Below are 13,819 nucleotides of genomic sequence, written 5' to 3'. Positions count from 1 at the left end.
TTACGCTTCGCTGGCAGCGTTTGGTGCCACGTCGAGCAGGCTCTTGTCTTCGGCCATGCAGGCAGACGCCGTAAAGAGCACGTCAGTAGAGCTGTTCAGGGCAGTTTCGGCAGAGTCTTGCAACACGCCGATGATAAAGCCCACCGCCACCACTTGCATGGCAATGTCGTTGCTAATACCAAACAGGCTGCACGCCAGCGGGATCAGCAGCAGAGAGCCGCCAGCCACACCGGATGCCCCACAGGCACTGATGGTCGCCACCACGGAGAGCAGCACCGCCGTTGCCAGATCCACCTCAATGCCCAGTGTATGGACTGCCGCCATACTCAGCACGGTGATGGTGATAGCCGCACCGGCCATATTGATGGTGGCGCCGAGCGGAATGGAAACCGCATAGGTGTCTTCCGGCAGACGCAGCTTTTCGCACAGCGCCATGTTGACCGGAATGTTAGCCGCCGAGCTACGGGTAAAGAAGGCGGTGATACCGCTCTCTTTAAGGCAGGTCAGCACCAGCGGATAGGGGTTGCGCTTGATTTTGACAAAGACGATCAGCGGGTTAACCACAAAGGCAATAAACAGCATGCAGCCAAGCAGCACGGCCAACAGGTGGGCGTAACCAAACAGAGCATCAAAACCGCTGGTGGCCAACGTGGAGGAGACCAGACCCAAGATACCGATCGGGGCGCAGCGAATCACTGCCTTCACAATCAGGGTCGTGCCATGGGAGATGTCATTGATGATCGCCTTGGTGCTGTCACTGGCGTGACGCAGGGCAATACCCAGCGCAATAGCCCAAGCCAGGATGCCGATATAGTTGGCCTCGATCAGTGCTTTGACCGGGTTGGTGACCACGTTAAACAGCAGGGTCTGCAAAACTTCGGTAATGCCCCCCGGAGGCGCCAGCTGTTCGCTATTGGCCACCAGATGCAGTTCGGAGGGGAACATGAAGCTCGCGACCACGGCCACCACCGCAGCGCTGAAGGTACCGAGCAGATAGAGCACCAGTATGGGTTTCATGCTGGTTTTCTGGCCCTGCTTGTGACCAATAATGGCCGCCATCACCAGTACAAAAACCAGTACCGGTGCAACTGCCTTGAGGCCGCCCACGAACAGGCCGCCGAGCAATCCGACTGATTTGGCAGCCTCAGGAGCCAGCCACGCCAGTAGGATACCAATGACCAGACCAACCAGGATCTGGCTAACAAGACTGGTACTGTTGACCAGTTTGATCAGGGGGTGTTGTGCTTTTGTCATCTGTCGAAGATTCCTTGTATACCAGCGGACAGGGTCCTTTGTCGCACCTCAGGCTGTACGAACAGAAGCAGAAGACATGGTCTACTGCTTCGCTGGTACCACTTTATTTTTTGAATAGGTTGCCCGAGTGCTGGAAATATCCCATCAACTGCACTGGATTTCCACTACAAAGGGAAACATTTAACTATTGACAGACACAAAAGCTAGTTATCAATCTTTTTATCAGCTTTTTAACCATATCTTCACGTTGAATACACTTATCCGGTCGGAACCTGAACGTACAGCACAAAAACAGGAAGGGCCCCTACCGGGGCCCTTCTTAAGCGGCTTTGTCATGCAACCGCTCAATCACTTCGTTGACTTCCTGCACCGTGTCCCGATGCGCGTCATCTGGCCGAAGTGGCATCACCATATGACCAGAAGCAAAATCAAACCGGCCGCGGCCATGTACGTAGATACGTCCCTTGAAAAAGGTCTTCACGTGTTTGGCGATCATTAAAGGCAAATACTTCTTGAACACACGCATGTATATAACCCTCTACACTTGTACCGGTTTGACCACAGCGTCTGCAAAAAAGTTCTCAATTGGCGAAGTTATCTTCTGCATTAACACAAAAGTGTGACATCAATCACCAATTGTTAATTATTTGTAATTTTAGCCTATTGTATGCGGTCCTTCCAGCCAGAGCAATGTGCCACGCCCCTCTTTATAGTCGATACACGCAAGACCTGAGGTAGCAAACAGCGGTGCTTCATGACCAGGGCAGAGGTGATGAACGAGATATCCGACCAGTGGCAGATGGCTAACTAGCAGGATGCTCTGCTCACTGGCGGAGAGTACATCCAGGTATGACGCCATGCTGACCGGATTGCCGTAGGGGGTGATCTCATCGCTTTGCTCCACCACCGCCACCTCGGGCAATTCACTGCAGATGGCTTGCCAAGTTTGACATGCGCGCACATACGGGCTGTGAATGACCCTATCCAGACCACTCAACTGCGGCGCCAACCAGCGGGCCATCAGCACCGATTCATGAATGCCCTGCTCTGTCAGCGGGCGCTCCTCATCGGTTCTGGCATTCATGCCGGCCTGACCGTGACGCATAATATAGATCTTCATGACTACCTCGCCCTGACGGGCCTGTTAAATGCGGGGGGATCTTACCTTGCCTCCCCCCCTGAAACAATTGAACCAGCTCGCAGAAAAGGGTTTGCCTGCCCCTCCCGAGAGGTCAATAATTGCCTTTACTAACCAAATACTTGCGCAAAGAGCTCACCATGAATCCCCATGCCAGTCCGAATGATCATCGGCAATACCGTTATCTGGTGCTCGACAACCTGCTGCGGGTACTGCTGATTGAAGATGACACCGCCGACAAGGCTGCCGCATCACTGGCTGTCCACACCGGGCACTTCGATGATCCCGTTGACCGGCAAGGTATGGCTCACTTTCTTGAGCATATGTTGTTCCTAGGGACACAAACCTTCCCCAAACCCGGTGACTATCAACAGTTCATCAACCGCCACGGTGGCAGCAATAACGCCTGGACCGGCACCGAATTCACCAACTTCTTCCTCGAGATAGACCCGGACTATCTCGACGAAGCGCTGCAGCGTTTTTCCCAATTTTTCATCTGTCCGACCTTTGATGCCGCGCTGGTGGACAAGGAGCGCAACGCCGTCGATTCCGAATATCGTCTTAAACTTCAAGACGATGTGCGCCGCAGCTATCAGGTGCACAAAGAGACCGTCAATCCGGCGCATCCGTTTGCCAAATTCTCGGTGGGCAATCTCGACACACTGGGCGATAGGCCCGGCCGTGCACTGCGCAGTGAACTCATCGCCTTTTACGAGCAACACTACAGTGCCGATCGGATGGCGCTGGTGTTGCTCGCCCCTGCCCCACTCGATCAGTTAGAAGCGTGGGCAAAATGCTATTTCTCTCCCATTTTGAATCGCAATTTGGGAATGCCACGCCTGTCGATGCCGCTCTATCGACCCGAGGATCTCGCCATCGAGATCGCCATCAAGCCGCTCAAAGAGGTGCACCGCCTTAATGTGGTCTTCCCGCTCGGCTCGGTGGATCACCTCTATCGCCAAAAGCCGCTCACCTTTATCAGCCACCTGATTGGCCATGAAGGTGATGGCAGCCTGCTGGCCCTGCTCAAACGCCGCGGCTGGTGCAACCAGCTCTCGGCTGGCAGCGGCGTGAGCGGTGACAACTTCAAAGATTACTGCGTCACCTTCGCCCTGACACCGGTTGGCTTTGAGCATATCGACGAGATCGTTACCCTGCTGTTTGGCTATCTGCAGCTGATCCGGGATCAGGGGCTCGAGGCGTGGCGTTACGACGAAAAAAAATGGGTACTCGAATCGGCCTTTCGCTTTCAGGAGCGTGGCCGCCCGATGGACACCGTCTCGTCCTTGGTGCTCAACCTCTTTATGTATGAGCCAAACGATCTGCTCTATGGCGACTACATGATGAGCGGATTTGATGAAGGGGAGCTGAAGACGCTGCTGGCACAGATGCATACCGGCAATCTGCGCCTGATGATCACCGCCCCCGAGGTCAGCACCGACCGTCTGGCTAACTGGTATCAGACCCCCTACCAGGTGACTGCGCTGACGCCAGCGCGTCTGGCATGCTGGCAACACGCCACGCCACACGCCGAGCTGCGCCTGCCCGAGCGCAATCCCTTTATCTGTCAGCGCCTCTCGGCCCGTCTGCCCACATTGCCAGCACAGGTGCCGGTAGCGCTGATTGATCGCCCCGGTTTTCGTCTCTGGCACCTGCACGATGGGCAGTTCAATGTGCCCAAGGGCAATGTCTATATTGCCGTGGATAGCGAGCATGCGGTCAAAAGCCCACGCCATATCGCCATGGCCCGCTTGGCGGTCGAATTGCTCACCGATCACCTCAACGCCATCACCTACGAAGCAGAGCTCGCGGGGCTGGGCTACCAGATTTATGCCCACCAGGGCGGTTTTACCATCGCCCTTCAGGGCTTTTCCGAGCATCAACTGGCGCTGCTCGATACTATCCTGGCTAACCGAACCCTGGGATACCCGGATCCTGGCCGCTTTGTGGAGATCAAGGAGGCGCTGATCCGCAACTGGGAAAACCAGTCCCACAGCCGACCCATTTCCCAGCTGTTTGGCCAGCTCACCAGCTTGCTGCAGCCCAACAATCCGCCCTTTGATCAGCTGCTGCCGCACCTCAAAGCCACCGAGCTTAAGGACATGCCGGCGTTTGTCACCGGCTTGTTTCGCGAAATCCACCTCGAGTGCCTGGTCCATGGCGACTGGCTGGAAGATGAGGCGCTGGCGCTCGCAGCCCTGCTTGAACGCCATCTTGCACCCTACAGCCGTCCCAGCCCCGAGACCCGCCGCCGACTGGTCGATATCAGCGGTCGTGGAACCCTGATCCGTGAGCATGGCTGCAATCAGGACGACTCGGCGCTGCTGGTCTATTACCAGTCGCGCACCACCCGCCCACGCGATATCGCCTGTTTCTCGCTGGCCAACCACATCATGTCGTCGACCTTCTTCCATGAGCTGCGTACCCGCCAGCAGCTAGGTTATGTGGTCGGCAGCGGTAATTTGCCGCTGAACCGTCACCCGGGACTGATCTTCTATATCCAGTCGCCGGTGGCCGGCCCGCAGATATTGCTCGATGCGGTAGAGCAATTTATCGACCTGTTTCCACTGGCAATGCTCGAGCTCACCGAAGAGCAGTGGCAAGCCAGCAAGGCCGGCCTGCAAGCCCAACTGGCCGAGCGCGATACCAGCCTGCGTGCCCGCGGCCAGCGATTGTGGGTCAGTATCGGCAACAAGGATTGGGGCTTTGTGCAGCGCGAGCGGGTCTTCGAAGAGGTGGGTGCCCTCACCCGGGCAGATCTCATCCGCTTTATCACCAAGCTACGTTCACGTACCTCAGATCGCCTGATCTTCTGCAGCTATGGCAAGGGACATCAGCACGATGAGCGCATCACCGGCCAGCTTATCGATGACACCCGTGCGTTTCGCCAAAGTGCCCGCAAGTTCTATAACTCATGACACCGTTTTGACAAAGAAAAAGCCGACCCGTTGGGTCGGCTGGAAATACCACATCAAACACGGCTTGAGCCGCAAAGTGAACATGAGCGTGAAAATCAGACACCGATGATCGGCTATGGCAGCCTCGCCAACCCGATAGCAACAGTGATTGAGAAACAGGTGTATCTTACGAATCAGGCGGCTGGGAGGCGTTGATCTACATCAAAGGAGGTAGCGTATTGCGTGCACGCCGCACCAGTCGGTAGCACACTTCATCGCAATACGAGAGCTCACCCCTTTGCAGCTTCGGATTGGCCTCATCAGCCTGACGCCCAAGTACCTCAATGGCAAAGTGCCGCTCAAACAACTGCCTGACCTCCAGCTCGCACACCGAAAACGGCGGCTGCTGTTGGCTATCGGGCTGATACTCCATGGTTACCAGTAGCACCTGCCCTCCGACTTCAACCATGCTGGCCAGTTGCTTGGCATACTCGACCCGCATAGCCGGCGGCAACGCAATCAGCGCCGCTCGGTCATAGACCAGCGCATAGCGGCGACCAAGGCGGCGCGCCTCGAAAAAATCGCCTTGATAAAGATGAATGCGTCCGTGGTGATGATAGCGAAACGGGCCGCTTTGACGAGACTCGGCCTGCCAGCCGTGCTCGCTAAAAAACTGCTCGACCGCAAGGGGCGAGAGCTCAAAGCCATGAACTTCATGGCCCTGCTCGGCCAGCCAGACCATATCACGCGATTTACCGCACAGTGGCACCAGCACGGTATCGGCCACACTCTGGGCTGCCCACCAGGTTTTCAGCCAGTCATTAAAATCGTGCTGATGAAAACCGATGCGATTCTCGGCCCAGCGGTTATGCCAAAATTCATCATCCATGATCGTGCTCCTTGCCCCTCACCGCATCCATGGCGGCGCTTAATTCACAGAGAGCCACTATGCCAAGAGGGCGCCGAGTTCGGCAAGTAGATGGCTGCATGTATTGTGCAGTCCCTCGCCAGGCACTCCGGCGCAACGTTCTGTACGTGTCTACGCACCAAACAACATTTCAAGCCTGGCTTGCACAGCGGCAAAATCCGGTCTGGATAGCGGCGCAGCATGACAGCACGCTGTCACCAGTTCAAAGAGCGCCTGGCGAAGTTCATCTGGCATGGTGCAGCGCTCGGTGAGCTCTTCGAGCAGACAACCAAATGCGCGCACTTCAAGCCGCTCTAGTGCGACGCCAAGCTGGCTACCGGGCTGATAAAACGAGGCGGCGCCAAAATCGCCAAGCAGCGCACCGCCCTGCCCGTCATGCAAAATATTGTGCGCGTAGAGATCCCCATGCACTATGCCGCGCCCGTGCAGATGCACCGCGACCGAAGCCATCTTGAGCGCAATCCCCTGCATGGTGGGCAGCGTCAAGCTGAGCCCTGCCTCATAACTATCACGGGTGCACGAAGCCAAACTGGGCGGTCCGGCCAGCGCCGTAAACGCAGGATCAATCAGCGCCATCACCAGTGCGGCAGAGCCCTTGGGATGATCGTGAATGTCCCCCACCAGCGGGATCAGCGCCGGATGTTGCCCCGCTGCCAGCGAGGCAGCCATCTCGCTTTGTGGCAAGCCATCACTGGTGACCTCACCCTTAAAGCATTTGACCGCCACCGGCTGCAACGCAGCCCCTTGCTGCCGGTGGGCTGCGAAAATTTGCCCGGAGGCCCCTTCCCCAAGCAGTGTTCCCAGCGTTAATTCACTCCATGGCACGGCAGTCACCGCTTCCGATGGTCTTGGCAAGATGCAACAAGGGTTGCCAGAAAAGGCCAGCCAGGAGAGGCGCGGCAGCGCCAACAACCAGGACGGCAGTTCACGCAGCCGGTTGGCCGAAAGACGCACCAATTCCAGACGCTGACAATCGGCGAGCGTCTCGGGAAGGGCCTCAAGCCGGTTACCGGCAAGCATCAATTTTTGTAAATCGCGGCACTGACCCAACTCATCGGGCAGCTGCGCGATATCGTTATCGGTCAGCACCAGCCAGCGCAGGTTAGTGGGCAAGGCGGCGGCGGGTACGTCGCGAATACGGTTAGCCTTAAAGCCCACCATAGTCAGTGCCGGGCAGCGCCCGAGCACCTCGGGCAAGCGGGTAAAGCGGTTTTGTGAGCAGAAAATGATCCGCAGCCGGTGACACTCAGCCAACTCATCGGGTAGTTCACAAAGCGCATTACCGGTGAGATCGAGCACTTCGAGCGTCTCTTTAAGGCTCAAAATCTCGGGCGGAAACGTGGTCAGATGTTCAGAGAGTTTCAGGTGGCGAGCACCAGCAAGCTCGCCAGCGCGCAGCTGCGCCAAGGTATGCATAACCATGTCTCAATCGGGATAAACAACACAATCACTGACACGGCCAACTATCTAACCGGCGGTCAGTCAGGGAGGGGCATTATAGAGAATCGTGATAGAGACTGCTTGTGTGGATACCAAGATATCTGTCTCGCACGGATGGCGCATCCTTGTCGCGTTTGCCGTTATCACTATCATTCGCGGATAGGATGCGCGCTCGGTAAGCTCATATGCGTGAATAATTGGCAGCTTGTCGATGGTGATGTCTGTTAGACATACAACGTGCCATGCCCATCTGGCATGGCATAGTGGTCACTCATCGACACGCAGCCAAGATGTAGGCGCCATCGTGGAGCGGTCAAGCATGTCCAGCCATGCCTTATTACTGTTCACGCGTCTTCCTGAGTTCTCATGTGTGAATGCCGTGAGGCAAGGATGCCCGCCGGAACCATTACCAGCAGGCCGGCGAAGGCCAGTGCCCCCCCCACCCATCCGGTAGAGGCCCAGCCCAGCCCTTGCGCAATCGCCAGTCCACCCAATGACGCGCCGATGGCATTGGAGACGTTGAAAGCACTGTGGTTAAGCGCTGCGGCTAGAGTCTGCGCCTTTCCCCCGACCTGCATCAAATGAGCCTGTAGGGCAGGCACCAACGCGAAGCCGTTACCGATCAGAAATAGCGTTACCAAAGCCCAATAAGTTGAACTGGCGGTAACGGAAAACAGTGCCAAAAACACCATGTTCCAAACCAACATACTGAAAATAGCTGGGATCAGTGCTCGATCAGCGAGCCAGCCACCGACCAGATTACCGACGATCATGCCCATCCCCCAGGTCGCAAGAGCCATCGGCACGCTGGACAGCGCCAGTCCTGTCACCTCGGTAAGCGTGGGGGTGATATAGCTATACACAGCGAACATACCGCCAAAGCCGATTGAAGCCACACCTAGGGTCAGCCACAACTGTAATGACTTCAGCCCAGCGAGTTCTGTGAGCGCACTGACCCCAGCCTCTGCTGCAACACGAGGCACAAACAGCATCAACATGGTTGCGGTTAAGGCACACCCCAGCCCGACACAGCCGAACGCACTACGCCAGCCCCAGGTCTGTCCCAGCCAAGTGGCAGCTGGCACGCCAATCACGTTCGCAGCTGCGAGTCCGAGCATCACATAACCAATCGCTTGTGCTCGACGCTGAGCGGAAACCATGGCCGAAGCCACCAAAGCGGCAACACCGTAGTAAGCTCCGTGCGGCAGACCGGACACGAAGCGCGCCATAAGGAGGCTCAAATGATCCCAAGCAAATGCACTGGCTAAATAACCCAAAGTGGCCAACGCCAAGAGCATCAGCAACAGCGTCTTGCGCTCACAGCGAGCGCCCAGTGCGGCAATGAGCGGGGCTCCGAACACTACGCCAAGGGCATAGGCACTGATGTAAGAGCCTGCCACGGGGATCGACACACCGGAGCTTTGCGCCATGTCAGGCAGCAGACTCATCGATGCGAACTCGCCGGTTCCAATGAACAGTCCTCCCATACCCAGTGTGAGCATAGCGATCAACAATCCATGGGGAGGCAAGACAACACCACTTGCTTTGGGTGATGTTGACATGTGTGAAGCAGATAAAGACATCATGGAGTACTCGTTGGTTCACGAGTGCGAGCAGGCACACGTGGTGAATGGTCAGAAGCAATGTGCCAAGGGGTGCCTGAGCTGGTTCGACTTAACAGCAACCAGCCGATAGTCATTGTCACGATAGCGAGCAGCAGACTAAGCAGGGAAAGTCGCAAACCAACCAACTCGGCGATAGGGCCAATCAACAGAGGGCCCACTAGCAAGCCCACATAGGCGATACGGGTCGTGATAGCCAACCCCTGCGAAGCAGGCCAGCCAACGTGCGCTGACAGCTTGCTCGCCGCCGAGAACAGCACAGGGATGAAGTTTGCTAGCCCAAAACCGGTGATGAGGAAGCCGATGACCACCATCAAGGGCGAGTGGTTCGCCAGCACCACGCCCAGGCCTGTGACGCCAGCGATGCCGCTGCCAGCGATGACGATCTGATGGTGATAGTGATCGCGTAGCCAGTCGCCGCCTAGGCGACCCAGCGCCATCGCGACGGCGAAAGCGGCATAGCCGGCGCCCACCCAGGAGGCCGGCGCCAACGCCACTTCCCGCATATAGACGGCGGACCAGTCGTAGAACGCCCCTTCGACGACCAGAGCGGCAAAGGCAATGACTCCGAACAGTTTCAAGCGCTTACGCACGACAGCGTCGGGGAACGCGGTCGACGAGGGAGCGTCATCAATTAAGCCGTGGTCACTGGGCTCGTTCTTGAGATAGCGAGAGGCGCATGCGATGACCAACACAGTCGTGCCGGCTAACCAAAGGAAATTGGCGGCACTAGGCCATGATGAAGCTAACCAGACGCTTGCAATCAGGGCGCCCACCAGACCGCCCGCGCTGAAACTGCCATGTACCGAGCCAATCAGCGAACGTCCCGAGATCTTCTCCAGATAAGCGACCTGGGCATTGGCGGCCACGTCGTTAGCAGCCGTCATCGTGCCGTAGGCAAACAGCAACGCCAACAACACTGGATAGTCCGGTACCAACAGGACCGGTGCTGCCGCCAGCGCCATCAGCAGGCCGCTGTACCGACTGGAACGGCCGCTTCCGGTGCGTGCGATCCATCGCCCCGCGGCGGCCATGGTGACAATGCCACCCATAGCCACCGCAACCATTGCCAGCGACAGGGTTCCTTCCGAGAGTGAGAACGTATCCTTGATCACGGGCATGCTCACGCCCCAGGTTGCGTAAAGCAATCCATTGCAGAACAGCATCGCCATGGTGGCTAGGCGCGCAGCTCTCACATCCAGACTCATGGCTCGTACTGTCATACGCCCTTCATGAACTCGGCGAATTTCTCACGCCAGTCCGGATGCCAGCGCGACAGCGCAGGCCGATTGTGGATCAGGTCATCAGCCGACCACTGCATCCGGCGCTGATCCATGTCACGAGTGACTTCGTTGTCCTGACAGAAAATGTAGAAGTCACCCGCGCTTAGGCCCTCGATCATCCTGTCTACGACCTGATCAGCGCTCCATGTCCCCGCCGGCTGGGGAGCATCCGTCGCCACGCCAGGGAAGTTCATCGGGGTGAACGTCCAGCCCGGAATCAGCAGGTGCGCCGTCACGCGATTCTGCACCCGCTCGCGCAGCTCGTGCGCAAGCTGCTCCGTCAGGACACGCACAGCCGCCTTGGACACGTTGTAGGCGGCATTACCCGGTGGCGTGGTGATGCCCTCCTTTGAGCCCAGATTGACAATCGCGCTGGACGAAGCTTGGGCGATCAGGGTAGGCATGAAACGTTGCTGCAATGTCAGGATGGCCCAGAAGTTGATGTCCATGACCTGACGCCATTGGGCCGCACCTTCCCATGGGCCAGCGCCTTTGATGATTGCCGCGTTATTAACCAACAGCGAAACCTCGCCAAGTGCAATCGCCTCTTGATACAGCTTCTCGACGGTGGCGTGTTCGGTGACATCCCCGACCACGGCACGTAGGGTCTGTGTCGGAAAGGCTGCTTGCAGGCGCTCAGTCGCGGCAGTCAAAGCCACCGCATCCCTGTCCAGCAGCACGAGCTGCATACCTTCTTGGGCGAGCCGATGGGCGATGGCATAGCCGATGCCCACTGCGCCGCCGGTAATCACGGCGACGCCGTTCTTGCTAATTGCTGGATGCATGTTTGTTCTCTCTAAAGTAAGGAGTCAGCGAGCAGGTGATCTGAGTGTGAATTCCGTTATCTCGGCGGGTCGGCCCAGTCGAATAGGGAAGCCATCCCAGATTCCCGTGCCATTGCTGACATACAGGTGCATATCACCAAGGCATCGAAACCTGGGATCATTCCGCCGTGGGTATGGCCCGCCAGTTGAAGATCGACGCCGGCTTGGGTGTGTGCCGCCGTGTCCACGGGGCGGTGCGTCAGCAGTACCGTCAAACTCTCGTGAGACACACCGCTTAGGGCTCGTGCTGCATCGGGCCCCGGAAGACCATGCGCAAGGGCCGCCGTATCATTCACCCCTGCCACAACAAGCTCTGCCACATCAGTTGCAATGCGCAGGCGCGCATTGGCTAGCGCAACCATGCCCAATTGTTCGAACATGGTCGTCCACTGACTAGCGTCAAAGTAGTACTCGTGGTAGCCCAGAATCGTGACGACACCATGCTTGGCCCGCAGATCCCTGAGCGGATCCACATCATCGCGACGAGCCTTGGGCGTGCCGTCAATCAGATCACCTGTAATGACAATCAAGTCGGGATTCAGGGCGTTGGTGCGTGCAACAACCTGTCGCACCCATGGGCCGTTCAGGAACCGGCTAATGTGCAGGTCGGTCATTTGCACCAGCCGAAAACCGTCCATGCCTTGGGGCAGATCGTGCAGTGTCAGCTCGATGCATCGCACGTTAGGTACCTTCATGGCCTGCTGAACACCTATCGCGCAGAGAAGAAGTACTGCAATGCCGATGGTGTAACGAGCCCACGTGTGGTGTTGTCGCTTCATGGTGCAACCTCGTTGCACCATCCAGGCAGCCACTAGCAGCATGTCGAGTATTGCCGTAAGGCAAAAAAGCTGTATGAAGGCACAAAACAGCCCGCTAAATACCACTATCAACGTTTTCGACATCTCCGGGGAAAACACCGTCCCGAAGACCCATTGCTGGATCAGGTGGTATTTGGATATCACTAGCAGTACAGCGGCCAGCAGCACACGCCATCCTGCACCCCATGGCAGTGGGAGCACAAAACGGCATGCGACATAAACATATAAGACGAACAAAACAACGTGAAACACTGGCGCCCAATCACCGTATTGTGGAAATTTTATGTATGATATGGCGGTAAAAATCAGAAACAATCGAGTATAAATCCATGGTTCGTGTAATTAAATTCACAGATAGACGTTTACCATGAGCCTTCGCCCCATCACGCGTTTATCGAGGGCCGACCTGGCTGATCTGAACTCATTTCTAGTCGTCCATCGCCTGTGTAGCTTTACCCAGGCTGCGGTCGAGCTGGGCATCACCACCTCAGCACTCAGCCATGCCATACGCAACCTGGAAGCCAGGCTTGGAGTGCGCCTGCTCAACCGCACCAGCCGCACGGTGTCGCCCACCGAGGCCGGCGACAGCCTAGCTAAACGGTTGGAAATCGGATTCATGGAAATTGGAGGAGCTCTGGCGGACGTGAATCACCATCGCGACCGCCCCATCGGGAGACTGCGTTTGAACGTACTCCAAGACGGAGCGCGGCTCTTGCTGGCCAAGCACCTACCGAAATTCCTGCATAGCTATCCCGATGTCGACGTCGAGATCGCCGTGGATGACCATATGATCGATATCGTGGCAGCAGGCTTCGATGCCGGTATCCGTTTCGGCGGGACAGTGCCAGAAGACCTTGTTGCCGTCAGGATCGGCACGCCACTGCGCTGGGTCGCAGTCGCGTCACCTCGCTACATTCACCGCAGTGCGCCGCTGCACGTTCCCGAAGATCTCAAAATGCACGAGTGCATCCAGATCCGCACCGGTCAAGGCGTCATCTACCGATGGGAATTCGAGAAGGACGGCGAACATCGCACCATCGACGTGCCGGGCCAGCTCTGCGTGAATGAAACGACTCTGGGTATCGAGATCGCTGTCGCCAGCGGCGGCATAATGTACTGTCTGGAGGATCGGGTACGAGAGCACTTGCTGCGCGGCGAGTTGCAGGTGGTGCTATCAGACTGGGCCCCGATAGCGCCTGCGCTCCATATCTACTATCCGGGCCACCGTCAGGTTCCGCCGGGCTTGCGCGAATTAATAGAGATACTGCGTCAGGACAATTGAGCTAGCGCAGCGGTGTCCTCTTATCTGGAAGCAATGACGCTTGCAAGGGCTCGTGGAGAGACGTGGTCAACCACCGCTTCTTCTCGCCCACTAGTTGATATATCGCTATGAGGCACACGGCAAAGCCAACGCTAGCTCGCTATACCGGCATCTGCGTCAGGGTCACAAGCACGATAGCAAGGGTAAGATCCCCTGATTGACGCGCTCCCTGCGGGAGTCAATGAACGCAGCCGTGTGGGGGATTGGCAAGGCTGCTTTGACATATTTTGCAATGACCATGAGCCACCGCGTGACATTCGCAGATTGCGACGCAAACGATTAAAAAAGAAAAGA

At 57.1% G+C, this 13,819-nt stretch carries 11 protein-coding genes and 1 pseudogene; 3 read left to right on the top strand and 9 right to left on the bottom strand.

The window, feature by feature from the left end; genetic code table 11:
* The 3 genes from sstT to sixA form a co-directional block, all read right to left on the bottom strand.
* Positions 1-1,254 carry a serine/threonine transporter SstT gene (gene sstT / locus BW958_RS09340; protein WP_076575469.1) on the bottom strand — a complete coding sequence of 418 codons (1,254 nt, stop codon included), beginning with the start codon at positions 1,252-1,254 and terminating at the stop codon, positions 1-3.
* 319 nt (positions 1,255-1,573) lie between these two features.
* Complete coding sequence (locus tag BW958_RS09335) at positions 1,574-1,780, bottom strand: DUF1107 domain-containing protein (RefSeq protein ID WP_076575468.1); 207 nt, start codon at positions 1,778-1,780, stop codon at positions 1,574-1,576.
* Positions 1,781-1,909: 129 nt separating this feature from the next.
* Positions 1,910-2,374, bottom strand: coding sequence for a phosphohistidine phosphatase SixA (gene sixA / locus BW958_RS09330; RefSeq protein WP_076575467.1), 465 nt, complete (start codon positions 2,372-2,374; stop codon positions 1,910-1,912).
* A gap of 158 nt (positions 2,375-2,532) precedes the next feature.
* Between sixA and BW958_RS09325 the strand changes: the two genes are divergently transcribed.
* Positions 2,533-5,310, top strand: coding sequence for an insulinase family protein (locus BW958_RS09325; protein WP_076575466.1), 2,778 nt, complete (start codon positions 2,533-2,535; stop codon positions 5,308-5,310).
* 196 nt (positions 5,311-5,506) lie between these two features.
* Here BW958_RS09325 and BW958_RS09320 read toward each other — a convergent pair whose 3' ends face one another.
* The 6 genes from BW958_RS09320 to BW958_RS09295 all read right to left on the bottom strand — a co-directional run bounded on the left by BW958_RS09320 (position 5,507) and on the right by BW958_RS09295 (position 12,372).
* A complete protein-coding gene (locus tag BW958_RS09320; protein ID WP_076575465.1) occupies positions 5,507-6,178 on the bottom strand; it encodes a thiopurine S-methyltransferase in 672 nt (223 codons plus the stop codon).
* Between the two features lie 150 nt (positions 6,179-6,328).
* Positions 6,329-7,633: a leucine-rich repeat-containing protein kinase family protein gene (locus tag BW958_RS09315; RefSeq protein WP_076575464.1), complete on the bottom strand. Its 1,305-nt coding sequence runs from the start codon at positions 7,631-7,633 to the stop codon at positions 6,329-6,331.
* 368 nt (positions 7,634-8,001) lie between these two features.
* On the bottom strand, positions 8,002-9,243 hold the full coding sequence (locus BW958_RS09310) for an MFS transporter (RefSeq protein WP_083687294.1): 1,242 nt from the start codon (positions 9,241-9,243) through the stop codon (positions 8,002-8,004).
* Positions 9,240-10,445: an MFS transporter gene (locus BW958_RS09305; protein ID WP_256701961.1), complete on the bottom strand. Its 1,206-nt coding sequence runs from the start codon at positions 10,443-10,445 to the stop codon at positions 9,240-9,242. The genes BW958_RS09310 and BW958_RS09305 overlap by 4 nt, the downstream gene beginning before the upstream one ends.
* A 53-nt stretch (positions 10,446-10,498) precedes the next feature.
* The gene (locus BW958_RS09300; RefSeq protein WP_076575462.1) at positions 10,499-11,347 is read right to left on the bottom strand and encodes an SDR family NAD(P)-dependent oxidoreductase; all 849 of its coding nucleotides are present in this window, start codon (positions 11,345-11,347) and stop codon (positions 10,499-10,501) included.
* Between the two features lie 56 nt (positions 11,348-11,403).
* Positions 11,404-12,372, bottom strand: a complete 969-nt coding sequence (locus tag BW958_RS09295) for a metallophosphoesterase (protein ID WP_218641753.1) — start codon at positions 12,370-12,372, stop codon at positions 11,404-11,406.
* Between the two features lie 199 nt (positions 12,373-12,571).
* Between BW958_RS09295 and BW958_RS09290 the strand changes: the two genes are divergently transcribed.
* Both BW958_RS09290 and BW958_RS20645 read left to right on the top strand, forming a co-directional pair.
* Entirely contained in the window at positions 12,572-13,486 is a 915-nt protein-coding gene (locus tag BW958_RS09290; RefSeq protein WP_076575461.1) for a LysR family transcriptional regulator, read from the top strand.
* 97 nt (positions 13,487-13,583) lie between these two features.
* Positions 13,584-13,735 (top strand): annotated as a pseudogene (locus tag BW958_RS20645) (IS30 family transposase); the annotation flags it as partial.
* Positions 13,736-13,819: the final 84 nt, after the last annotated feature.

Source organism: Aeromonas sp. RU39B (assembly GCF_900156095.1).
Lineage (GTDB): Bacteria > Pseudomonadota > Gammaproteobacteria > Enterobacterales > Aeromonadaceae > Aeromonas.
Note: the sequence above shows the minus strand (reverse complement) of the source record. Positions and strands in the feature narration are given on the sequence as shown.